This window comes from Haloarcula sp. H-GB4 (assembly GCF_030848575.1).
Taxonomy (GTDB): Archaea; Halobacteriota; Halobacteria; order Halobacteriales; family Haloarculaceae; genus Haloarcula.
Genome location: NZ_JAVDDX010000001.1, coordinates 1,492,137 through 1,515,038, shown reverse-complemented (window position 1 = coordinate 1,515,038; position 22,902 = coordinate 1,492,137). Strand labels below are relative to the sequence as shown.

The window sequence follows — 22,902 nt, the reverse complement described above, 5'->3', positions numbered from 1 at the left end:
AACTTTACATTATATCCGCCGACTGGAACCGAATGTAGCCGAACCCGAGTGATAGAACGAGCCAGCCCCCAAGAATGGCGAACCCGGCCCACTTCGGAGGGTAGAATGAAGCCGATACTGGGTAGGACATTATTTCGTCGAACGTGGGGATTATCGCCCGTGCCGCGTAGCCGACTGCCGCAGTCGGGTTGAGAGCGTGGACGACAATCAGCCACGGCGGTGCACCGGAATCTGGGGGCGTGTAGCCGACAGTGATGACCTGCAGAATAGCCGTTACAACGTCCCATCCGAGTTGAAAGAGGATGTAAAGTCCCCCCGCACCAATAACCGCCGTGTACTGAGATTTTAGTATCGACGAAAAGCCGATACCAATTGCGACATAGACCGCACCGTAGAAGACCGTCAAGATGGTGTAGAGCACGAATTTGACGGCCGCAAATGACTCGTAGGTGAACAGTGCGAAGACAGCGACGACAAAATAGCCGCTGAGGATAGCGATAGTCAAAACGGCACACCGGCCGATGAACTTCCCGAGAATAACGTCACGGCGCGAGTTCGGCAGGCCGAGCAGAAGCTTGATGCTCCCGCTGTCACGCTCACCGGCGATAGCGGCATAAGAGATGCCTAACCCCAGCAGTGGGACAAAGAAACTCATCGGCTGACCCATACTGTTGAGCAGCGCCAGCGTGCTGGTCGGGACATCGCTCGCCGAAGCCGTCAGCGGGACGTGCTGAATCGCCGCCCAGAATCCGGCGACGAGGACGAACAACAGGGTGGTAGCGAGGAACGTTCCTGAGCGGATTGCGTCGTTGAAATCTTTCCTGATGACCGCAGGGAGGGACATTTGTTGAATAGTTGTCCAGAGTTGCCAATAAATCTTGATAGCTCCTGAACGCACTGTGGTCCCATGTCCTATAGTGACTGTCTCAGGCTACTCTGGGTCACAGCGGGAGCAGCGCGGAAGCCCACGACTTTCGTCGTGGGAGGAAGCGCGTACGCTTTTGAAACAACTGACCAATGACAGGTGGCGACAGACGCAGCGTACCTGACGGCTAGCGGCTTTCTGCAGAAGGAATACTACCCCGAATTCACCAGAACTTGAGGTTGTTCTTGACCGCTTCCCGCTTCAGCTCTTGGATGTGCTCGGTCAGCGGGATGTCTTTCGGACACACTTCGGTACAGGAGAACTGGGTCTGGCAGCGCCAGACGCCGTGTTCCTGTTCGATGATGCGGAGGCGCTCCTGCTTGCGGTTCTCGCCCTCGCGCTCGTCCATCGCAAAGCGGTACGCCTTGTTGATGGCGGCAGGGCCGAGGTACTCGTTGTCGCCAGCGGCGATGTTACACGAGGACATACACGCGCCACACCAGATACACCGCGTCGACATCTTGACTTTCTCGCGGTTCTCCCGGGTCTGACGTTGCTCTTCGAGCTTGTCGTCCGGAGTCTCGTCGGCGTCGAAGTACGGCTCGACGGCCTCCATCTGGTCGTAGAAGTGCTCCATGTCGACGACGAGGTCCTTCACGACCTCCTGGTGGGGCAGCGGCTCGATGCGGACCGGGTCCTCAAGCTCGGAGATCTGCGTCTTGCAGCCGAGGCGTTGTCGTCCGTTGACAAACAGAGCGTCTGACCCACAGACAGCCTGTCGACAGGAGTGTCGGAAGGTCAGCGAGGAGTCGTAGTGGTCGCGTGCGTAGATGAGGGCATCGAGGATGGTCATGCCCTTGTGGAACGGAACACGGAAATCGTCGAAGCGTGGTTCCTGCTTCCCCTCGACTTCGGGGTCGTAGCGGAACACTTTCAGCGTGATCGTGTCTTCGTCGTCGAGCGTCTCCTCTTCGACTTCCCGCTGGGCCTGCTCCTGTGCCTGTCGTTCGTCTCGCTGTGCGCGCCGACGATCGCCCGGGGATTCGACCTCGGGCTCTGTCTCTTCGTCGGCCTCCGTCTCGGTTTCCTGTTGTTCGATTTGCGTACTCATAGTTCAGACGAGGGTCGTCATGGCCAGCGACACGCGGGTCCCCTGCACGACGAGCAGGAGGCCGGCGATGCCAAGCATGTATTTGACTGCGTTTTTCTGGGAACCGGTGAGTCCCTGATTGACCAGCGCGTTGTACACACCGTTGACGCCGTGGAACGTCGCGGTGACGAGGAACAGCCACATCGTTGCGAAGTAGCTGACCTGACTCATCCGGGCTTGCGTGCCGAGGAACGTGATGTCAGAGGCGTGGTTCACGAAGTGCAATAGCATGAAGTGGAACGCGAGCACGCCAATGAGGAACACCGCTGTCAGGCGCTGGAACAGCCAGCGACGCCCGCCGCGGTCAAAGGAGGAGTAGTGCTGTGCCATTAGGCTAGTTTCCCCCCGAGGAACGTCGGCACGCTTGCGATGACGATTGCGCCGGTCAGCAGGAGTGACGCGTAGAAGCTCTTGTCCTGCGATTCCAGCCCCACGCCGAGATCAACCATCAGTAGCCGAATCCCGTTGAGGATGTGGAAGACGGCGACGGCCAGCAGACCGACTTCAAGGAACCGGACGATCAGCAGCGATTCGAGGCCACTGAGCGTGCTGGTGTAGAGGTCGCTGCCTGCCTGCGCGCTCGCCGGATCGACGCCGACCGAAGTGCTCAGCACCGCGATGTGGGTGAACAGGTAGCCCACGAGAACCCAGCCGGTGAACTTGTGGAAGATCCAGGCCCACATCCCGGCCGTGAACTCCCGCCACCGTCCGAAGTCCTCGACGGTGCCGCGATTGTAAGACTGACTCATACACTGGGGGGTTAGTCCGGGGACAGATAGTAGTTTCTACAACGGACGCGTATCGCCGGAATCCCGGCCGAAGACGTTCGTCAATTGACTACTCCACAGTTACCAATCGTCGTCGTTCGTCCGGCGGTTCCACTCGATCGCCCGCTGTGTCCGGTCGTCAAGTCGAACCAGATGGCAGAGGGGGTTGCCGGGATACACCAGTGGGTTCTCAAGGATACCGACCAGCAGACCGGTAAACGGCGCACGCATCAACGTGTTCTCCGTCTTGAACGGGTTCGTGATCGTACAGATCACATCGCCCTCATACACCAGGTCGCCGCGGTCATAGTGCATATCCACCAGGCCGCCCGAGTCCGCACGGATCCAGGTTTTCTCGCCGTTGTCGTCGATGACTGTCCGCCAGCCCGGCCACCGGACGGTGTCGGAGTCCCGGAGGCCGAACTCCGCAAGCACTGACCGTACACTCTCTAGAGCTGAGTCGATGAGCGGCCGCTGGAACCGATGGGCTTCGCCCATCTCTATCGTGATTGTCGGGACGCCCGAATCGCTCAACTCCCGCCGGAGCGACCCCGACGGGCCACTTGAGGAGATGATGACGTTCGACGCGAAGGCGTTCGCGACCCGTGCAACCTCTGGGTCGTCCATGTCCGCCCGGACGTGGAGCATATTCGTTCGCCCACGCGTCGACGTGTGGAAATCGAGGCCTACGTCACAGGGGGCCAGAAAATTCCGGAAAATCTCGTGGGCCATCCGTTTCGCGCTCGTCGACTCGGGGTCGCCGGGGAACGAGCGGTTCAGGTCCCGGTCGTAGATGGGCAGGTATCGCTCCTGTGCCAGAAACGCAGGGACATTCAGCACCGGCAGACAGACCAGTGTCCCCGCCAGCCCGTCGTGGTCCCATTCGTGAGCGACCTCTCGAACGACCTCGATGCCGTTGAGTTCGTCGCCATGTGCCGCTGCAGTGAGAAACACTGTCGGACCGGGCCGCTCCCCGTTGACGATGGTAACCGGCATCCGGACGGAATCCCCCAGATACGTCTCGCTGACCGTGTAGCGAACGTTGCGGGTTTCGCCCGGCGCAACGATTCCCCCATCGTAGGTGAACGGCTCGGCCTCGTCCATGCCATCACAACGAGAGGCGACAGCTAAAACCCCTCCGGCAAGGCGGTCCTCCGGTAGAGTTGTCCCGCATTACGTATCCGTACATCTATACTATGGCCGACAGAAAGCGACAGCATGAGCGACCAGGATATCACGGTTGGCGTTCTCAGCCTCCACTCCAGCAAGGAGTCGAAGGCCATCCTGAACGCGGTCGATGAGATGGGCTACGACACGGAGTGGCTCCGCGCCGAAAACACCGCTATCAGCGTTACCGACGGCGAAATGACGCTTGATCCCAACGTCGATGTGGTCGCAAACCGTCTGCTGCTTTCCAGCGACGAACACCCCGCGGAAGGCATCGGCCTCGGGATGACCATCAGCCGGCTCGCACCGACGTTGAACGAGCCGATGGCTGCGACCACGGCGCTGCACAAGTTCGCAAGCGCCGCCGCGTTGGCCGATGCCGGCGTTCCGGTCCCGGACGCCCTGCTCGCGCTATCGAGTGACCTGCTGAACGAGGAGCGGGACCGCTTCGGTGACCGCGCAGTGTACAAAACGGCTATCGGCACCCACGGCGGCGGGACGTGGATGGTCGACCTGGAAAACCAGGTCAACGCACAGGTTGGCGGCCGCTACGCGTTCCTACAGGAGTACATGGAACACGACGAGCAGCGCCACCACGACCTCCGCGTGTACGTCGTCGGCGACCAGATCGTCGGCGCGATGAACCGCTACGCGCCCGAAGGTGAGTGGCGGACGAACGTCGCGCTCGGCGGCGAGGTCGAGGACATGACGGGCGAACTCCCCGAACGGGTCAAGGAAATTGCTCTCGATTCGGTCGACGCCATCGGGCTGGATTACGCCGGTGTCGATATTGTTCAGAGCGATGACGGATACTACGTACTCGAAGTGAACCCCACTGCCGGGTTCCGCGGCCTATTCAAAGCCAGCGGCGTCAGCCCCGCCCCCTACATCGCCCAGCTCGCCATCGAACGGGCCGGTGGCAGCGTTGACGAAGACACCGTTGAGCGGCTTTCCGACCGGATTGACGACTCAAAGCCCGCGTGTACGCCGAAAAAGCCACAGCCGCAAGCGCAGAAAAACGTCGTCGTTGGCTACATCGAGGAGGTCGTCGTCACCGGAACACAGGGGACAAAGTCCGTCCTTGCAAAATCCGACACTGGCGCGACCAGAACTAGCATCGACGCCAAGCTCGCCGCGGAAATCGGAACGGGGCCGATTCTCGACATCGTCAAGATCAAGTCCGGAAGCGTCAAATCTGGCCGCTCGCGCCCAGTTGTCGACCTCGTCGTCGGCGTTGGCGGGACCCAGCACACCGTCACTGCCAGCGTTGAAGACCGCGGGCACATGGACTACCCGCTGTTGCTGGGACGGGACATCCTCAAACACTACCAGGTTGACGTGAACCGCCGCGCGGACGACGAATCGGAAGTAGACACCGAGGAAGAGGAACAGAGCGAAGAGTAACGGCGCGCCAGTACCAGCTTCCGGCCCGGTTCAGTCTTCGTTCACTTCCGCGACGCTCTCGGCGATATCCTCGCTAGCCCGCCACAGATACAGGCTCGCGTAGCTCCGATACGGCGACCACTGCTCGGCGTACTCTCGCATCTCCGCGCGGCTGTAGCCCTCGCCGACGACGGCTTCGAACCCCTTCCGGATGCCGAGGTCGCCGACCGGGAACACGTCTTCGCGGCCGAACGCGAACAGGAGTTGCATATTTGCGGTCCAGTCGCCAACGCCCGTGATGGCCGTTAGCTCTTCGTGGATTTCCTCGTCAGCGGCATCCTCGAACGCCGCCAGCGAGTAGCCGTGTTCCAGAAACGCATCGGCGACCTCGTTGACGTAGCGGGTCTTCTGCCGCGAGAGGCCGGCATCTCGGAGCACCTCGTTGTCAGCGTCTCTGATGCCCGCCGGTGTCACGGTAACGGCGTCAAACAGCCGTTCCCGTGTCGCGGCGGCCGACGCCATCGACACCTGCTGGCGGAGAATCGAGACGACGAGCCGCTCGAAGAGATCCGACGCCGGGTCGAGCGTGAGTTCGCCGTGTGTCTCGACCAGCGGCCCGATGTCGGGGTCTGCGCGTAACACCTCGTGTGGCGAGTCACTCATCGCTTTGTTGTACTGACTCGACGGAAAAGAACGTATCTGTCGTCGTTAGCCGTCGGCGATAATAGGGTCGGGATTCGGCGAGGCCACACCGGCAGCGCCGACGGGCTCCGCCGGATTGCCCACGACTGTTGCCTCCGGGGCCACGTCATCGACGACAACAGCGCCAGCGCCGACGGACGCGTTCTCTCCAACGGTGATCGGCCCCATTATCGAAGCGTCAGCGCCGATGGTCGCGCCGTCCTCGACCGTTGGATGGCGCTTCTTCCGACGCATGGACGTGCCGCCGAGGGTGACCCCGTGGTACAGGAGCACGTCGTCGCCGATCTCGGCAGTCTCCCCGATGACGATGCCCATTCCGTGGTCGATGAACACACGCTCGCCGATCTCCGCGGCGGGGTGGATCTCAACACCTGTCAGGAACCGCGTGACGTGGGAAATGAGTCTTGCGAGCATGGTCCGGTCGTTCATCCAGAGCCAGTGGGCGATGCGATAGGCCCAGATCGCGTGCAGCCCGGGATATGTGAGCGCGACCTCCACGGCGCTGGTCGCCGCCGGGTCCTTTGTGAGTGCTGTACGGATATCCGCTTTCAGTCGGTCGAACATTGGTGTGTTGTAGTGGTAGCGTATCGTCTGCGCACGAAACAGTCGGTCGCGGTCCGAATCCCCGGACAGAAGTTACTGAGGCCGACAACAGCGACGGGGAGAGCAGCAACTGATCACGGTCCGAAACGGGCGAGTAGCGAGGCATGAGACTTGATCGCCCATCGTTGCTCCGACTACATCGCTCGGTGGGTTAAAAAGCAGTGGTTCGACCACTTTCAACACCCAGCAAGTGTACGCTCGGGAGACAGGCGTCAAACGCCGACAACTGGAGTCTGTTCAGGCCATGCCCTTCCCGAGCAGTTCCCGGGCGATGATGTTCTTCTGGATCTCGGTCGTCCCCTCGTAAATCTGGGTGATCTTGGCGTCGCGGTAGAACCGCTCGACGTCGAAGTCGTTGACGTAGCCGGCGCCGCCGTGGATCTGGACGGCCTCGTCGGCCGTCTCGACGGCGACGCGGGAAGCCTTCTCTTTGGCCATCGAAGCTAGCTGGGTGAGCTTATCAGCGTCGTTGTCGACGCTCCAGGCAGACTTGTGCGTAAGCTGGCGTGCAGCCTCGATTTCGGTGAACATCTCGGCGAGTTTGTGCTGGGTGGCCTGGAACTCCGAGATGGACTGGCCGAACTGCTCGCGGTCCTGAGCGTATTCCAGAGCACGCTCGGCGGCCCCGCGGGCGATACCGACACCCTGTGCGGCCACGCCAGTCCGGGTCTCGTCGAAGAACTGCATTATCTGGAGGAAGCCGGCCCCGCGCGTGCCAACAAGGTTTTCCTCGGGGACACGAACGTCGTTGAGGATGAGCTCTGCCGTGTCCGATGCACGGATACCGAGCTTCCCGGTAATCTTCTCGGCTTCAAACCCGTCGCGGTCGGACTCGATGAGAATCTGTGAGAAGCCGTTGTAGCGCCCCTCCGCGTCCGGATCGGTCTCACAGAGCACGACGAAGTAGTCACCAACCGAGCCGTTGGTAATCCACATCTTGTTGCCGTTGATAACCCACTCGTCGCCCTCCTTCCGCGCCTGTGTCGACACCGATGACACGTCCGAGCCGGTGTCGGGCTCGGAGATGGCCGCGCCCATGATGGCGTCGCCCGTCGCGACTGGCTCTAGGTACTCCTCTTTCTGGGCTTCTGAGCCGAACCCGATGAGGGCGTCAGCGCCGAATGCGGCCGACTGGATGCTCAGACCGATCCCGGGATCGGCCGCGAACAGCTCCTCAGCAATGATGGCGTTCGTCAGTGTATCGTAGCCTGCGCCCCCGTATTCCATCGGGATGTTCGCGCCTGTCAGCCCCATCTCAGCGGCCTTTTCGACGATTTCCTTGGGGAACTTCTCTTCGGTGTCGTACTCGGTCGCGACGGGTTTGATTTCGTTTTCCGCGAACCGGGCGATCTCGTCCTGTATCTGTCGCTGCTCTTCTGTCAGTCCGAAGTCCATATGTGGTGTGTTGACGTGAACTGCATTAATGGTTTGTAATCCGAAATAAACTGGAGAGTGGTTTTCTAATGAGAGAAACGTTGAAGCCTCGGCCGGCAGTGGAACGATATGTCATGGATTTCGAGGATATTGACACTATCGCCGTGCTCGGTGCCGGGAATATGGGCCATGGAATCACCGAAGTGGCCGCGCTCGCAGGCTACGACGTGCGGATGCGAGACATCAAAGACGAGTTCGTTGAGGACGGCTACGACAACATCGAATGGTCGCTGAACAAGCTGGCCGAGAGAGACCAGCTCACGCAGGAGGAGGCCGATGCGGCGCTTGATCGCGTGACGCCGCTGGTCGATGTCGAGGAAGCAGTCAACGACGTCGACGTAGTCATCGAGGCCGTGCCGGAGAAAATGGAGATCAAGAAGGACGTGTACACTGAAGTCGAGGCACACGCACCCGAGGACGCCATCTTCGCCACGAACACGTCTAGCCTCTCCATCACGGAACTGTCGGAAGTGACCGAACGGCCCGAGCAGTTCTGTGGGATGCACTTCTTCAATCCGCCCGTGCGGATGCAACTGGTCGAGGTAATCTCCGGCGCACACTCCGGTGACGACACGCTGGAAGCCATCGAGGCGCTTGCCGAAGACTTCGGCAAAACGCCGGTCCGCGTCCGCAAGGACTCGCCGGGCTTCATTGTCAACCGCATCCTCGTCCCGCTGATGAACGAGGCCGCGTGGCTCGTCCACAGCGATGACGCGACTATCGCCGAGGTCGACTCGACGACGAAGTTCGACATGGGCCTGCCGATGGGGTCGTTCGAACTCTCCGATCAGGTGGGCAACGACGTTGGCCTCCACGTCCTCGAATATATGCACGAAGTACTGGGCGAGCCCTACGCCCCGTGTCCGCTGCTCGAAGAGAAAGTCGAGAACGAGGAACTCGGGAAGAAGACCGGGAAAGGCTTCTACGACTACGAGAACGGCGGCGTCGACATTCCGACCGACGCCGGCCGCGAAGACGTCGAGCACCGCCTCGTCGCCGTGATGGCAAATGAGGTCGGAAAGCTCGTTGAGAACGACGTCGCTCCCGTTGCAGACATCGACCAGGCTGTCCAGCTCGGCGGCGGCTTCCCGGACGGTCCCGCGAAGATCGCCGACAAGACTGGTCTGGAGACGCTCGTCGACACACTCGAGGAAACCCACGATGAGACCGGCGCGGAGCGTTACGCCGTCTCTGACGGCCTCCAAGAAGCCGCCGAGGCGGGCGGCTTCTACGGCAGCGAAGACGACGCACCGGCGGAGTTCGACAACGTCACCGTCGAATATCCCGGTGACATGGTCGGTCACATCGAACTCGACCGCCCGCACCGGATGAACACCGTCAGCCCGGAACTGATGGACGACCTCGCCGACGCCGTCGACCTACTCGAAGACGACGACGAGGTGCGTGCCATCCTGCTGACCGGAGCCGGCGACAAGGCGTTCTCTGCCGGGGCCGACGTGCAGGCGATGGCCTCGAACGCGACGCCGCTGGACGCTATCGAACTCTCCCGCAAGGGCCAGCAAACCTTCGGAAAGCTTGAGGAATGCCCGATGCCGGTTGTTGCCGGAATCGACGGCTACGCGCTGGGTGGCGGGATGGAACTGGCGACCTGTGCCGACCTCCGCGTGGCCTCGGAACGCTCCGAACTGGGCCAGCCCGAACACAACCTCGGCCTGCTGCCGGGCTGGGGCGGCACGCAACGCCTCGCCCGAATCGTCGGCGAAGGCCGCGCCAAGGAGATTATCTTCACGGGCGACCGCTACGACGCCGACGAGATGGCCGAGTACGGCTTCATCAACGAGGTCGTCGACAACGACGCCCTGCACGAGCGGGCGTTCGAACTGGCCAAAGACATGGCCGCCGGCCCGCCGGTCGCACAGAAACTCACCAAGCGCGCGATGCTCGCCGGCCGCGACGACATTGACGCCGGCCTCGAAGTCGAATCGCAGGCTTTCGGCCACCTCATCGGCACCGACGACGTGATGGAGGGCATCAACGCGTTCATGGGCGACGGGGAGCCGGACTTCGAAGGGAAGTAATACCGGACAGTCGCTCACCAAGCAACTACATTACATCTTTTCGTTGGATACGTCTCAGGGTTAGTCTGCTTACGCTAATCACACGCCTGTGGTACGCACCCTCAGGTAGCGTTGATTTCGATGGGGTTAAATTGGTCCACCCGGAACGGTTGAGTACGCTCGGTTGGTGTAGTCCGGCCAATCATCTTGGCCTTTCGAGCCGAGGACCAGGGTTCAAATCCCTGACCGAGCACATTACTGTCGCGAACTACTCCGTGAGCAATAGCGTCCGCCGCCGTTCTGTATGCATGCCTCTGCACAGACACGGTACGTAGCGGGCTCACTCTCCAAGCTTCAGGATGTAGCCGCTCCGTGTTCCGATATACGTTCCGGACTCCGTGACCGTTGGGGCAGTCGTCGTTCCCTGAATGATGACGCGCCACATCGGGTCGCCGTCGAAGGAAAGCGCGTGTACGCCAGCGGCATCGTCACCCTGTGTCCAGCACACAACTGCATCGGATGCCGTCTGCATCTCTCGTAGCGGCCGCTTGAAGGAGTGACTCCAGATGCGCTCTCCGGTGCTTAGGTCAACGGCATGGACTGTCGTCTTACCAATAGGGACGCACACCGTATCGTTGGCGATGACCGGCGGACCTCTCGTGTCATTCGCTGTCGGGTACCGCCACTGTTCGGTCCCGTCCGCTGACTGGAGCGCAACTAGGAGTCCACCGAACTCTGTCGCGTATACCGTCCCATCGCGTTCTGCTGCGCCCGTCACATTGAAGCCGTCCTCAGTGACGTTTCTCGCCTGATACTGCCAGCTGGAATCTCCTGTCGATTCGTCTATCGCAGCGAGTGCAGGCTCCCCCGAATCCGTTTCCTCGCTGACGTACAGCGAATCTCCGTAGTGCGCTGGCGGGTCTCCCAGCAGTCGTCCCGGATATGACCAGCGACGCGTGCCGTCTGTTGTGTCGAATGCACTGGTGCGGTCTGGACCCTCAGAGGCGTACACTGTTCCGTTCTGTACCACTGCTTTGCGGATATCCCCCGTTTCACGTTCGAACCGCCTTCCGCTATCAGCGGTGACAGCAAACAGCGACTCCCCATTGCGGCTGATCTCATCGTCGTGTGTGCTTACGATGGCTGTTCCGTCGGTGGTCCCGAGGACGGACAGGTACGTATCCCGTGGTTCCGTCCCCCACTGTAACTCGCCGTTCTCTATGCGAACCAGTTGCTGCCCAATTCCCAGCATCCTCGTGTTCCAGCCGACGATAGCGTACACCCCGTTGGCTGCGGGAGTCACTACGGGCACGCTCTTGTTCGCCGCGTAGCGCCACTGCTGTGTTCCGTCGGTGCCGACCGCGTAGACGTTCTGGCTTCTGGGCGGTTGCATGCGTTCTTGGGGCGGGGTTCCTCGGTCATTGCTCCCGCCGACGGCGTACACTGTCCCATCCCGTACAACCGGCCGGTTCGTCCCGTACTGAGCCCACTGCCCCGCCATTGGGCCGTTCGTCTGGTACACCCACCGGACTGCGTCACCCTCTGGCGGGTCGGGACGCTTCTCACTTGCTGTCCGCGGGTCCGTCGCTGTCTCTGTCGCCGGGTCAGACTGCCTTGTCGTGCCCGTCGGAGACGTTGACTGTGGTATCTCGGTCTGGCTGCCACCGGGACCAGCGCAGCCAGTGAGCGCGGCCCCGAACGCGACCAGAAACGTCCGTCTGGATTTCATTACGATGGGCTGGCTCTCGGTCCGGGATAAGTTTCGTGTCTATTGTGTCACTGCCCTGTCTGGGTGCTGTACCGTGGACCAATGACTACCGAAACCAGACTGAGTCCCGTCCTGCGAACGACCGCCATACTGGCGGGGTTCTGTTTGCAGTCCAACCAGTGTCACGTGGCATTCTGATGGTTGCTTGCCTCAAAGAAAGACTCGAATAGTACGTTTGAATAGTAGCTCTCTTACATAATTATATCTGACAAGTAACTAGATAAATGAACACATATTTGTATATGTATATAAAGTCAGTAGTATATGAAGCGACGAACATACGTAAGTACAATTGGAAGCAGCATCGCTGCACTCAGCCTTGCCGGATGTAGTGGTAGCGACGGCGGAGACGGTGGAGACGGAAACGAGTCAACGCCAACGCCCGAACCCACGTATGAAGTAGACCAGGAAGCGCCGGCGCGGCTGAAATTGCTCTCGGTGAGTGGGCCAAAAGAGGTTGCCTTCGGTGACACCATCGAGGGTGACGTGACTGCTGTCAATGTTGGTGGCGAACCGATCTCCGGAGATGCAACCATCGAGTTCGTCCATTCAGAATCAGGTGCCACTGAGCCACAGACAGTCACCGTCAACGCTGATGGGCTGGAGTCCGGCGAAGAAGTCTCGCATAGCTATCGTGTTGACGCCGAGTACGCCGGTGCGTGGGCGTTTGAAGCGTCATCCGAGTTCTACGCTGTCGACGATACGGTCACGTCAACCGTGTCGGTCCTCCCGAAGCAGGGGAGCACTGGGGAAACGATCGAGCTTGCGAGTGGGGTTCAGGCTACAGTGTCGGATATGGCCTATGAACAGATGATCGCATACGAGTTGTCTCCTGGCGAACGGACCCTGGGCGACAACACTGCGCATGCCATTCGCGAAACGGTCTCCGATAATATCCTGCTGATTCTGAGCGTTACGTTCGAGAACGGAACGGGTGAGGCAAAGACAGTGTCAACAGATGACTTTGTCATCCCCGAATCGAGCTTCGTGAGCGAGTCTGCCGCAGGTCGTGACGGAACGAATGCGGCAGGGGAGAACATCAACCCGGGGCAGACCTACAGCGGGCATCTGATTTACGCTGTCCCAAAGGCCCAGATTGATGATCTCACATTCGGAATAAATCTCGCTGAAGGGAGTGCGGTCGCTGATATCGAAATCCCGCTACAATCACCCAGTGGCTTCCCCGAGTTTGAACTGGCGAACATCGATGTTCCGCCGGAGGACGTTACGGGTGATGAAGCGATAGTTACGATGGAGGTCGAAAACGTGGGCGACAGCGCCGGAATGTTCAAATCCATCTTTGAGTTCAAGACGCCCGAAGAGCCAGGCTTATTTGCCGGCTATTCCGCAGATACGTGGTACATTGACACTGATGGCCCCTTCACACAGCGGATTCCCGCTGGGGAAACCAGAACGATCGAACTGGTGACGGAACCGGATTCGGACATGCGGTGGGACTACCGGACGACACCCTTTGGGGCGGAGTGGACGTTCGAGGCCGTGGAATAGGTGTAGGTGCAGGTTTCCCAACAACCGTGCCACGGTGACATCTGTGTTTTCCGCTTGCCGAACGAGTCAACAGCGGTAGGTATTTTTCCGGGCCGGGTGACGGGAAGACCATGCAAGCAGTCGTACTCGCGGCGGGGCAAGGGACGCGTATGCGGCCGTTGACTGACTACACACCGAAGCCGATGCTCCCGGTTGGGGACCGGCCGCTGGTGGCACACACTGCCGACACCGCGATTCAGGCGGGGGCCGATGAACTCATCTTCGTCGTTGGCTATGAGGCTGAGGCGGTCCGTTCGTACTTCGGTGAGGAGTACAGCGGCGTCCCGGTCAGCTTTGCCGTACAGGAGGAGCAACTGGGGACCGCCGATGCGGTAGCCGCCGCCAAGGAACACCTCGATGGCCCCTTTGCAGTCCTCAACGGCGACAACCTCTACGACGCCGAGAGTCTCAGTGGCCTTTTTGATGCCGCACCGTCAGTTGCCGCCTACCGCGTCGATGACCCGACGAGCTACGGCGTCCTGTCGACCGAGGGCGACACCATCACCGGCATCGTCGAGAAGCCGGACGACCCGCCGACGGACCTGGCGAACGCCGGCGCGTACGTCTTCCCGGCTGCGGCACGGGACTGGCTGGACGTGCCGCTCAGCGACCGCGGGGAGCGCGAAATCACAGACGTCCTCGCGAGAGTCATTGAGGAGTCGACGGTCACTGCCGTCGAAGTCGACCGCTGGCTGGACGTGGGCCGGCCCTGGGAGCTACTGGAGGCCAACGAGTGGAAACTGGGACAACTGGACCGGCGACTCGCCGGCGAGGTGCGGGGCGATGCAGACCTGCGCGGCGAAGTCGTCGTCGAGGAGGGCGCAGTCATCGAACCCGGCGTCGTCATCGAGGGGCCGGCGCTGGTCCGTTCGGGCGCTCACGTCGGGCCGAACGCCTACATTCGCGGTGCGACCCTCCTGGGCGAGGATACCCATGTCGGCCATGGGGTCGAACTCAAGAACACGGTTTTGATGGCTGGTTCGAACGTCCCTCACGTGTCCTACGTGGGTGACAGCGTCATCGGCCGCGAGGTCAACTTCGGCGCTGGAACGCAGGTGGCGAACCTTCGCCACGACGGTGACCCGGTCCGGATAACAGTGAAAGGCGACCGCGTCTCGACGGGCCGGCGGAAGTTCGGCGTCGTCGCGGGCGACAATGCGAAGACCGCGATCAACACCAGTCTGAACGCCGGCGTTGTTCTCTCATCGGGCGCGACGACGACTCCCGGTGAATCTGTCACGCGAGACCGATAGCGCGGGTTTCACGGTGAGTCTCCGTTTGGCGTAAGTACGCATAGTTGCCCTTCTGTTACCGACTCGACATTCGTGTATGTTCGTGACGTTCAGTGCAAGTATGTGGGATTAAGTGCCGTGAAAGACACTCTCAACTAAGATGGTCGACCCGACATCAGATCACCACGAGGATATCGACGAGGACGAGGCCCCGGAGTGTGCCACCTGCGGTGACGCTATCGCTAACGAAGTGACCCATCGCGTTATTACATGGATCGAGGACGGCAGTGTCGAAACCGCTCACTTTTGCAACGAGGACTGCCGGCTAGAGTGGCAATAACGCGTCTGTTTTCTCCCAGTTCAACGGCAAACGCCCGGATACCGTATTGTCCGCAGTGCGTCTCTGACAGACCACAGGGATGTATCAACGATTCGTCCGTTTACACCGGCTCGATATCGATGTGATGCACTGCATCGGGAGAGAGTAGTCTCCCTGTGGGGAGTTTGACCCATCCGTTTGCCAGGATACGGACCTCACCTTCGTGGAGGACTGTCTCTTGCTCTCTGTCAGCATAAACAATCGCGTTCTGATACTCCTGTACGAAGTCGTCTATTGCGTCCCCCCAGACCGGCTCAGATGAAATTACCATGGGAAGACCACGGACCGTTCCGATAAAAATAATACTGTAATGATGGTTCTGAAGGATTATCAGAGCAGATAATCTGGCCACAATGCGTATAAAACAGATTATGTTGTTGAGACGTGATGGATCGACTCACAAGACGAACTGTTCTTTCAAGTGCTGGCAGTGCCATTTTTACAATTGGTGCGACTGTTGTGAGGGGAAACCCAGGCCCCGGCTCCGGCCGTAACGATACGACTGTGCGGATGAAAGCGAGCGACAGTATCGGCTCTGCGGAGCGATGCCGGCTTCCACAGTCGACGATGGACGCTCTCGGTGTTCAGGCGGACCAGCAGGTTCGACTCGTATATGACGGCGAGGCCGCAGTATTCACTGTTGATATCTCGGACGATACGTTCGGATATGTCAGCAACAGTGGGAGAGATCGTCTGCGAGCGAAAAACGGGTCGTTCCGCGTTGAGGGCCGTTCAGATGTTATCGATTCGAATCTCGATGAAGAAACAGCCAAGGCAGAAGGTGGGTTTATAGAACAGACAACTGAGTCGGAGAAGTCTGAACTGGCAGTTCTTGCGCCACACGGCGGATACATTGAGTGGGGAACTGACACCCAGGCAGAGCGTATGACAGCCCAACTGGACGCAACCAAGTGGTGTAGTTCGGGATGGTCGCCCGGCGGCGGGGCGTTCCGTCGGTGGCACGTTACCTCGACAGCTATCCACCCGGAATCGTTCCCGGCCTTACAAGATATCTCTGATCGGGGGTTTGACCACGCCGTCGCCTTCCATGGCTGGTCAGAGTCTCACGTGGGGATTGGCGGCGCTGCACCCACCTGGCTCCGCGCTGATGTTCGCGACGCCATCTCCGAGGTTGTCGACTGTGACGTTCGCCTTGCTACTGATGGCTCACGGGACGGCGATTCGCCGGACAACGTCGTCAACTGGATTACCGAATCCGGGAGCGACGGCGTCCAGATTGAGCAACCGTGGGCGGTCAGAGACGACCGAAGAGATACTGTTGCTGACGCAGTCGCTGGTGTATTTGAAGCGCTGTAGGAGACCGCATGAGCCCAGCCACCGTCTAGAACCTCTGTCTTCAGAAACTAGGACGGAACGGTTGGGCCCGAACACAGTTTCGTCTTCAGCTGTCGAACAGCGCCGACCCGACAGCATCAGCGATCAAGTCGCTGTACTTTCGTCTGTCGGCGATGGGCTGTCCGATCCAGATTCCGTTCGACTGATTCTCAGTAACCCGATTGACTAACGTCTGTGGGCTGTCTGCTGCGTAGTGGCTCTCACCCAGTTTGACTGGTGACCCGTCGTGGGGCAGCGCGCTGTCAATCGCATCGGCAACTGACTGTCGGATGTTTTCGGATGCAGCGCCACCGACATAGATCGTTTTCTCGTTGATACCGTTGAAACTGACTGCGTAGTCGTATGTTTGCTCGGACAGTTCGGCGAGACGCGGATAGCAGATCGTCGAGAGCTCTGCCGATGGGACGTACCACCGGTAGAAACTCGTGTCCGTCCCGTATCCCTGGAGTTTCCAAGACGTGAGGTTGGTATCAGCGAATTCTGACTGGAGCCGTGTGACCTGCCCGCCCGTGAACGGCTGGATCTGTCCGCCGTGTGGTGCGAGGATGGCGTACTCACTCCCACCCATGTCGAGCGTTTCGATGAGCTCATCATGGTCCTTTGCTTCACTAGGGCTCAAGTCTGGTGCAGGGACTCGTGGATCGATCTCAACGTCAAACGCTTCGTCGGCGAGACTACAGTTATCATCCCCACGCAGGGAACCCCACCGCCGGTCGTCAGCGAAGCTCCCATCCTCGTAGAAGGAAACGCGGCATTTGCCCTCTGATGAGGTCCGAACAGTACTTGGATCTCCACTGATGGTTTTACTGATCGTATAGACGGCAGCATCGTTTCCGCGCGTAACACGCACCTGATCGCCACGGTCGCGTTCGAGCATATTGCGGATCGGCTCCGCAATGTGGAGTTGTCTGTAGCGGTTCGTTGGGAGATTCTGTGCTGTCTGTTCGTCGATCGTGACGGCGGCACTGTCTACTTGCCCAGCCGTCGCAGTACCGTTTCTCGCCTGCTCTAACGGACTGGCAGCCCCGACACCGATTAGAGTCGGCATGCTGGGGATGCCGAATGAATCTACGGCAGCAAAGCCGGCTCCGAACAGAGCGGGGGAGCCGAGCGTCCCAGCGATTACCGCCCGCCGGCGGATTCCACTGTTTCTCTCGCTCGCGTCTGCTGTGGTCTCGGTCGGTGCTTTTTCGTTGGTGGTCGACTGGCTACTGTCGGTGTCGCCAGTGGCAGCAGGGGTGTTCGTCGACTGTGCGCCATCGTTATCGGTAGTCTCGTCTGTCATTGGTACTCGTTATTGCGTGCGTTCGATCGTTCGTTGCTCGTCCACTGACGTGGACTTCTCCGGCATTTCCTGGCTACTGTCAGCCCTCCGTGCCTCGATTTCGGCTTCGAGGTCGCGCATGAAGTCGGCGACAGTGTTCCCCATGATGAAAACCGGCCAGCCCGGTGATAGCGCTGCATCTAACACAGCACTCGCAGATTTCGATGTATCGTGCGTCGCAACCGGGAATGACGCCTGCTTGTCGAACAGTTCCGCGTGTGGCCCAACGGCGTGCGTTACCTCGAACACGTCATCCGAATACAACCCGTCCAGATACGACACAAACGACGCTGTTCTGGCACGGCGGTCTGGACGCAAGTATATCAGCGGCTGAATCGTGTCAATCTCGCTGTCATCGAGTGCCCGACGGACGATTTCGGTACTGTCGATGTCGTTGACTGACGCAGCATTGTATACGCGGCCGTCGCCCAGTGATGTCCATCTGACCTGCATTTCATTGATATAGGCCTCTATTTGTCGGTCAGAGAGCGGCTGTTCACCAAGTGCCTCAAGCACTTCATTCAGCCCGAGTATCGTCTCTGCGCCCGGTACATCTCGCAGTGGCTTCGGAACCAGCACCCAGCGGATCTGAACGTCAGTATCCTCCAGTTCTCGTTTCAGCACTGCGCGAAGGGTCGGACGCTGTTCGCCGACGACGAGCGTCACCCCATCGGGAATCGTTCTGGCGAACGATCGGGCTATCTGTGTAGGGGTATCCCCGAGCCAGTCAAGGTGATCGCTCCTGATATTGGTGAGAAAGATGACATCGGGGTCGGTAAACCGCTGATGGACCGTTCGCGTAGTGTACTCACCAATCGCCTGATTCTCGAAGATCGCTGTTTCGACTGGTGCATACTGGCGCAGTTGGGCCTCGTTTTCGTACAGCGTGACTCGACGCCCTCGCTCAATCGGGTGCGATTCCCCGCCATGCAAAACGAGTGGGCGATTCCCGGTAATCTTCGCGAACGCATCTCGTCCGCGACCGTACAGAATCTCGTAGAGCCAGCGCGTTGCGCCGGACTTCCCACGGGTGCCGGTTACGACGATCTTCTCGTCTATATTCTCTAATCGGGCTTTGTGCGACGGTCCTCGGCTTGCAACGTTGCGCAGCCGCTGGAGATATTTTCTGAGATTCATACTGCGTCCCGCTTGACTGGTCGCCATCGCTTATCGAGTCGTCGTTGCTGTTCAAGCCGGGCAGCTGTTAGCCCGCCCGGGATGAGCACTATACCTGCCATCAGCGCAACCGTTCCGACTCCACCGGGTACTGGCGGGGGCGCCGTCAGTGCTGACACCAGCAGCACAAATACGCCCAAAATGGCTGCTGAAAGACGGGTCGACTGGCGGAGTTCAGTCACAGAGAGACGGTGGATATTGTATGCACCGATTCCGGCGATCAGCGCGGTGAATAAGAGGTAATTGCCCGGAAGCGCGGTAAGCATCTCGGCAGGGACGGACAGCAACACAGCAGTGACGGCTGCCATTGAAAGGAGGACCCGCCCATACACCAATGTCCGCCGATGGATGAACTGAATGATCGCATACGTCGCCAGCAGGAAGGCGGCGTAGAGCAACAACACGGACGGCCTAGCGACAACAAACAGCGCCAGTAGCGGGAGCGCGATAATCCCGTACAGCCGGACGTTCCAGACTGTCTCCACGAACAACGATACCAGGAGTCCCAAGAACAGAACGCTCAGGCCGACTATTGGACCATGTACCATCTCGAAACTACCGCCTGCAACAGCGACATTCCGGAGCTGTGCGACATCAGATGCTGGCGAAAACAGGAGCGTTGCGTCCGTCCCAAGCAGTGCCAGTGTGGTCTCTGAGACCAGTGCAGAACCGAGTATGAGCAGGCCAATGTACGCAGCGACCGTAGCGACGATGTCATCAACTAGTCGCTCAAACTCAAGTCGATGGAGGTTATACGCTGCGACTCCCGGGAGAATGCTTCCGATCGCATACACCTCAATCGAGTTGGTGTAATAGCCGAACGATGCCAGTACGGCGACGGCGATACACGGGATGACCGCGCCGAACAAGATTGCGGTGTATAGTAGTCTTCGACCGTACAACAGCGTCCGCTCGGAAACGACGGTAAGGCACCAATACGCAGCCGCGACACTGACGACCAGCACTGGCAAGGATGAGACGTCATATAGTGTGTACAGTGCAAACAGGGGCACGACAATGACCCCTGACAGCCTGAGGTCCCACAACTGCGTGGCTGTCACGCCGAGTGTCAACCCAGTAATAACGAGTAGGCCGGAGAGTATCATATCGGTCTATGTACACCCAGTGTACACGCGTCTGATCTCTGCAGAAAGCTGTACCTCGGGGGTCATATCGACCTGGTCTGATAGCGTTGGCAGCATTGATTTAAACTCCTCTCGAATACTCTATTAATTGACCTATATTAATTATACACCAGAAAAACATAGCGCTGTATCACAAATCGGCTCAAACCGTCTAATAGTATGACGTTAATATCACGCAAAATGGGGGTATGAGGGCACAGAAAAATGTTTTAGAAGCAAGCCGAACTTACTGCCTTATTTATCAGATTGTCAGACAATATCACTCCTGAGTGCGCACACTGTCACAGAAAATATAGACTATCTGACTTACTTTCGACATCGTATCAGCACTATCGACGAGCTATACGACTTCCGCAAAACAACTCCGACAAACCAACTAGTTGTTAACATCCTACACGTATTTGGGCTCCCACGATGAACAACGACCCATGACATGACTGCGGGCAATCACGCTGGCTGGCGTCAGGCTGAGGAGGAGTACACTGACGAAGTCATCGGTGACGACACACTGGGTGAGATGTTCGCCGCAAGCGCAGCGCGGAACGCCGACACGACGGCCCAGTTGTACAAGGGTGGTGTCTATGATCGGTCACTGACTGACGATGTGATACCGGCGGCTCCTGACGGCGACTACGCCGCTCTCAGTTACGAGCGGATGCATCAGCTAGTCAAATACCTGGCCGCAGGGTTCCGGGACCTGGGTGTCGGCTCGGACGCTCGTGTTGGTATCTTGGCAAACACACGGATGGAGTGGGCGCTGAGTGACTTTGCCATTCTGTCTGCGGGTGGGGTGGTGACGACCGTGTACACGGATTCCTCGTCGAAGCAGGTGCAGTATCTGCTATCGGACCCAGAGGCGAGCGCCGTCGTCGTGGAGAACGCTGAGATGCTGGACCGTGTGCTGGCTATCGAGGACGACCTGTCACTCTCGTTCATCGTCGTCATGGACGACACTGATGTGGACCGAGAGGACGTGTACACGCTCAAAACGGTGTACAGGCGCGGCGAGGAGACGTTTAGCGAGACGGCATACCAGTCCTGGCTGGACGAACGTGACCCCGACGATCTGGCGAGTCTCATCTACACCTCCGGGACAACAGGCCAGCCGAAAGGGGTCCGGCTCACCCACCGTAACTTCCGGGCGAACGTCAATCAGACGCGCAGGCGAATCGGGCCACGACCGGATAAATCGTCGGACCTACCAACCGTTACCCCAGACACGCGTTCGATAGCGTTCCTTCCGCTGGCCCACGTATTCGAACGCCTCGCGGGCCACTTCTTCATGTACGCCTCCGGCGCGGCTGTGAGCTACGCCGAGAGTCCGGATACGCTGGCTGACGACCTCCAGACTGTCAAACCCATGACCGGATTAAGCGTTCCCAGAGTCTATGAGCGGATTTTCGACAATATGCGAACACAGGCCAGCGAATCCCCGCTGAAAAAGCGGATTTTCGACTGGTCAATGGACGTGGCCCGCGACTATGCCCGGACCGACAATCCGGGACCGATACTCACGGCAAAACACTCACTTGCGGACCGCCTCGTCTACAGCACCGTCAAAGAACAGCTCGGCGGGAACATCGAGTTCATGGTCAGTGGCGGCGGCAGCCTCTCAAAAACGCTCTGTGAGACGTTCCTCGGGATGGGGCTAACGATACTCGAAGGGTACGGCCTCACGGAGACATCGCCAGTCCTGACTGTGAACCCACCGGAGGACATCCGGCCCGGAACCCTGGGATCCCCACTGCATGACGTCGACGTTCACATCGATACCGGTGTCGTCGACGCCAGCGAGTTCGACAACGTCACTGGCGATGTGGGCGAACTGCTCGTCAATGGCCCGAACGTCACTCAGGGGTACTGGAACGCGCCCGATGCGACGACACGGGCCTTCACGGAAATCGACGGCACCCAGTGGTTCCGCACCGGCGATATCGTTGAACGAACCGACGACGAGTTCCTCATCTATCACGACCGCCTCAAGGAACTGCTGGTCCTCTCGACGGGCAAAAACGTCGCGCCACAGCCGATCGAAGACCAGTTCGCGACGAACGACCGGGTCGATCAGGTCATGGTTGTCGGCGACGACCAGAAGTTCGTCGGCGCGATACTCGTCCCGAACTTCGAGGAACTCCACCGGTGGGCCGAAAGCGAGGGTGTCGACCTTCCCGACGACCCCGAAGCACTGGTTGATGACGAACGCGTCCACGCGTGGGTCCAGACGGCCGTCGACGCGGTCAACGAGGAACTGGAACGTGTCGAGCGAATCAAGTCGTTTGCGCTCGTCTCCCGCGAGTGGACCGCCGAGAACGACTTGCTCACCCCGTCAATGAAAAAGAAACGCCGCAACATCCGCAGCGCGTACCGCGAGAAACTTGCCGAAATATACGGCGAGCAACAGGTTGAGGCGGCCTGACTGACGGCCACTGGAACCCCGATTTAGTCGGTGACGACCACGTCGACGGCTCGCTCGCGCGGCCCATCACAGTCAACGAATAGCACGGACTGCCACGTCCCCATATCGAGGTCCCCGTCGCGGACGGGAATCGTCTCGCTTGGCCCGACGAACATTGCCCTGACGTGTGAATCCGCGTTGCCGTCCAGTTCGTCGTGGTCCCACCCGCTGTCCGGGATAAGGTCCCCAAGTGCGTCGCCAAGGTCACCCAGCAATCGCGGCTCGGCCTCGTTAACGGTGATGCCCGCCGTGGTGTGACGGACGAACACGGTGCAGGTCCCTTCGGCGTCTTCAGGAATCACGTCCCGAACCCGGTCGGTGATATCAATCACGTCTGTGTGCGTGTCGCTTTTGACGGTGAACCGAGTTGCGTTCATATCGAATCCCACTCCCCGGACCTATGTGAAGATAGGCCATTTATCATATACGA

At 59.5% G+C, this 22,902-nt stretch carries 21 protein-coding genes and 1 tRNA gene; 8 read left to right on the top strand and 14 right to left on the bottom strand.

The features are described from left to right. Nucleotides 1-4: 4 nt before the first annotated feature. The 5 genes from RBH20_RS07725 to RBH20_RS07705 all read right to left on the bottom strand — a co-directional run bounded on the left by RBH20_RS07725 (nucleotide 5) and on the right by RBH20_RS07705 (nucleotide 3,886). Complete coding sequence (locus tag RBH20_RS07725; RefSeq protein WP_306707200.1) at nucleotides 5-844, bottom strand: ABC transporter permease; 840 nt, start codon at nucleotides 842-844, stop codon at nucleotides 5-7. A gap of 244 nt (nucleotides 845-1,088) precedes the next feature. Further along, nucleotides 1,089-1,976: a succinate dehydrogenase/fumarate reductase iron-sulfur subunit gene (locus tag RBH20_RS07720; RefSeq protein WP_004961005.1), complete on the bottom strand. Its 888-nt coding sequence runs from the start codon at nucleotides 1,974-1,976 to the stop codon at nucleotides 1,089-1,091. A gap of 3 nt (nucleotides 1,977-1,979) precedes the next feature. Then, the gene (locus RBH20_RS07715) at nucleotides 1,980-2,345 is read right to left on the bottom strand and encodes a succinate dehydrogenase hydrophobic membrane anchor subunit (RefSeq protein WP_004592521.1); all 366 of its coding nucleotides are present in this window, start codon (nucleotides 2,343-2,345) and stop codon (nucleotides 1,980-1,982) included. Beyond that, nucleotides 2,345-2,764 carry a succinate dehydrogenase, cytochrome b556 subunit gene (gene sdhC, locus RBH20_RS07710; protein WP_004592522.1) on the bottom strand — a complete coding sequence of 140 codons (420 nt, stop codon included), beginning with the start codon at nucleotides 2,762-2,764 and terminating at the stop codon, nucleotides 2,345-2,347. The genes RBH20_RS07715 and sdhC overlap by 1 nt, the downstream gene beginning before the upstream one ends. Before the next feature lie 99 nt (nucleotides 2,765-2,863). Continuing rightward, nucleotides 2,864-3,886 (bottom strand): succinylglutamate desuccinylase/aspartoacylase family protein, encoded by a 1,023-nt coding sequence (locus RBH20_RS07705; RefSeq protein WP_306707191.1) that lies wholly within the window; start codon nucleotides 3,884-3,886, stop codon nucleotides 2,864-2,866. A gap of 114 nt (nucleotides 3,887-4,000) precedes the next feature. Here RBH20_RS07705 and RBH20_RS07700 point away from each other — a divergent pair, with 114 nt between their 5' ends. Next, nucleotides 4,001-5,353, top strand: a complete 1,353-nt coding sequence (locus tag RBH20_RS07700) for a RimK family alpha-L-glutamate ligase (protein WP_306707189.1) — start codon at nucleotides 4,001-4,003, stop codon at nucleotides 5,351-5,353. A 30-nt stretch (nucleotides 5,354-5,383) separates the two neighbouring features. On the opposite strand, the gene RBH20_RS07695 is transcribed toward RBH20_RS07700, so the two are convergent. The 3 genes from RBH20_RS07695 to RBH20_RS07685 all read right to left on the bottom strand — a co-directional run bounded on the left by RBH20_RS07695 (nucleotide 5,384) and on the right by RBH20_RS07685 (nucleotide 8,032). Then, complete coding sequence (locus tag RBH20_RS07695; RefSeq protein ID WP_306707187.1) at nucleotides 5,384-5,995, bottom strand: DNA-3-methyladenine glycosylase; 612 nt, start codon at nucleotides 5,993-5,995, stop codon at nucleotides 5,384-5,386. Between the two features lie 45 nt (nucleotides 5,996-6,040). Further along, complete coding sequence (gene cysE, locus RBH20_RS07690; protein ID WP_306707184.1) at nucleotides 6,041-6,598, bottom strand: serine O-acetyltransferase; 558 nt, start codon at nucleotides 6,596-6,598, stop codon at nucleotides 6,041-6,043. A gap of 276 nt (nucleotides 6,599-6,874) precedes the next feature. After that, a complete protein-coding gene (locus RBH20_RS07685) occupies nucleotides 6,875-8,032 on the bottom strand; it encodes an acyl-CoA dehydrogenase family protein (protein ID WP_306707182.1) in 1,158 nt (385 codons plus the stop codon). A gap of 113 nt (nucleotides 8,033-8,145) precedes the next feature. Between RBH20_RS07685 and RBH20_RS07680 the strand changes: the two genes are divergently transcribed. Beyond that, a complete protein-coding gene (locus RBH20_RS07680; RefSeq protein ID WP_306707180.1) occupies nucleotides 8,146-10,110 on the top strand; it encodes a 3-hydroxyacyl-CoA dehydrogenase/enoyl-CoA hydratase family protein in 1,965 nt (654 codons plus the stop codon). Between the two features lie 157 nt (nucleotides 10,111-10,267). Further along, nucleotides 10,268-10,342 (top strand) — tRNA-Glu (locus RBH20_RS07675). An 87-nt stretch (nucleotides 10,343-10,429) separates the two neighbouring features. On the opposite strand, the gene RBH20_RS07670 is transcribed toward RBH20_RS07675, so the two are convergent. After that, the gene (locus RBH20_RS07670) at nucleotides 10,430-11,818 is read right to left on the bottom strand and encodes a PQQ-binding-like beta-propeller repeat protein (protein WP_306707178.1); all 1,389 of its coding nucleotides are present in this window, start codon (nucleotides 11,816-11,818) and stop codon (nucleotides 10,430-10,432) included. A 303-nt stretch (nucleotides 11,819-12,121) separates the two neighbouring features. Here RBH20_RS07670 and RBH20_RS07665 point away from each other — a divergent pair, with 303 nt between their 5' ends. The 3 genes from RBH20_RS07665 to RBH20_RS07655 all read left to right on the top strand — a co-directional run bounded on the left by RBH20_RS07665 (nucleotide 12,122) and on the right by RBH20_RS07655 (nucleotide 14,977). Continuing rightward, a complete protein-coding gene (locus RBH20_RS07665) occupies nucleotides 12,122-13,366 on the top strand; it encodes a DUF4352 domain-containing protein (protein ID WP_306707176.1) in 1,245 nt (414 codons plus the stop codon). A 110-nt stretch (nucleotides 13,367-13,476) separates the two neighbouring features. After that, entirely contained in the window at nucleotides 13,477-14,658 is a 1,182-nt protein-coding gene (glmU, locus tag RBH20_RS07660) for a bifunctional sugar-1-phosphate nucleotidylyltransferase/acetyltransferase (RefSeq protein WP_306707174.1), read from the top strand. Nucleotides 14,659-14,797: 139 nt separating this feature from the next. Beyond that, on the top strand, nucleotides 14,798-14,977 hold the full coding sequence (locus RBH20_RS07655) for a hypothetical protein (protein ID WP_004592530.1): 180 nt from the start codon (nucleotides 14,798-14,800) through the stop codon (nucleotides 14,975-14,977). A 100-nt stretch (nucleotides 14,978-15,077) separates the two neighbouring features. On the opposite strand, the gene RBH20_RS07650 is transcribed toward RBH20_RS07655, so the two are convergent. After that, complete coding sequence (locus RBH20_RS07650) at nucleotides 15,078-15,287, bottom strand: hypothetical protein (RefSeq protein ID WP_306707166.1); 210 nt, start codon at nucleotides 15,285-15,287, stop codon at nucleotides 15,078-15,080. Nucleotides 15,288-15,526: 239 nt separating this feature from the next. On the opposite strand from RBH20_RS07650, the gene RBH20_RS07645 reads away from it, so the two are divergent. Next, a complete protein-coding gene (locus RBH20_RS07645; protein WP_306707162.1) occupies nucleotides 15,527-16,333 on the top strand; it encodes a poly-gamma-glutamate hydrolase family protein in 807 nt (268 codons plus the stop codon). A gap of 85 nt (nucleotides 16,334-16,418) precedes the next feature. On the opposite strand, the gene RBH20_RS07640 is transcribed toward RBH20_RS07645, so the two are convergent. From RBH20_RS07640 to RBH20_RS07630, 3 genes are read right to left on the bottom strand one after another with little or no spacing between them, the layout of a single operon-like run. After that, complete coding sequence (locus RBH20_RS07640; RefSeq protein ID WP_306707157.1) at nucleotides 16,419-17,657, bottom strand: poly-gamma-glutamate hydrolase family protein; 1,239 nt, start codon at nucleotides 17,655-17,657, stop codon at nucleotides 16,419-16,421. A gap of 9 nt (nucleotides 17,658-17,666) precedes the next feature. Continuing rightward, nucleotides 17,667-18,833: a Mur ligase family protein gene (locus tag RBH20_RS07635; RefSeq protein WP_306707154.1), complete on the bottom strand. Its 1,167-nt coding sequence runs from the start codon at nucleotides 18,831-18,833 to the stop codon at nucleotides 17,667-17,669. Further along, a complete protein-coding gene (locus RBH20_RS07630) occupies nucleotides 18,830-19,978 on the bottom strand; it encodes a poly-gamma-glutamate biosynthesis protein PgsC/CapC (RefSeq protein ID WP_306707149.1) in 1,149 nt (382 codons plus the stop codon). The genes RBH20_RS07635 and RBH20_RS07630 overlap by 4 nt, the downstream gene beginning before the upstream one ends. Before the next feature lie 472 nt (nucleotides 19,979-20,450). Between RBH20_RS07630 and RBH20_RS07625 the strand changes: the two genes are divergently transcribed. Further along, the gene (locus RBH20_RS07625; RefSeq protein WP_306707147.1) at nucleotides 20,451-22,433 is read left to right on the top strand and encodes a long-chain fatty acid--CoA ligase; all 1,983 of its coding nucleotides are present in this window, start codon (nucleotides 20,451-20,453) and stop codon (nucleotides 22,431-22,433) included. Between the two features lie 23 nt (nucleotides 22,434-22,456). On the opposite strand, the gene RBH20_RS07620 is transcribed toward RBH20_RS07625, so the two are convergent. Beyond that, on the bottom strand, nucleotides 22,457-22,849 hold the full coding sequence (locus RBH20_RS07620) for a secondary thiamine-phosphate synthase enzyme YjbQ (protein WP_306707145.1): 393 nt from the start codon (nucleotides 22,847-22,849) through the stop codon (nucleotides 22,457-22,459). Nucleotides 22,850-22,902 lie beyond the last annotated feature (53 nt).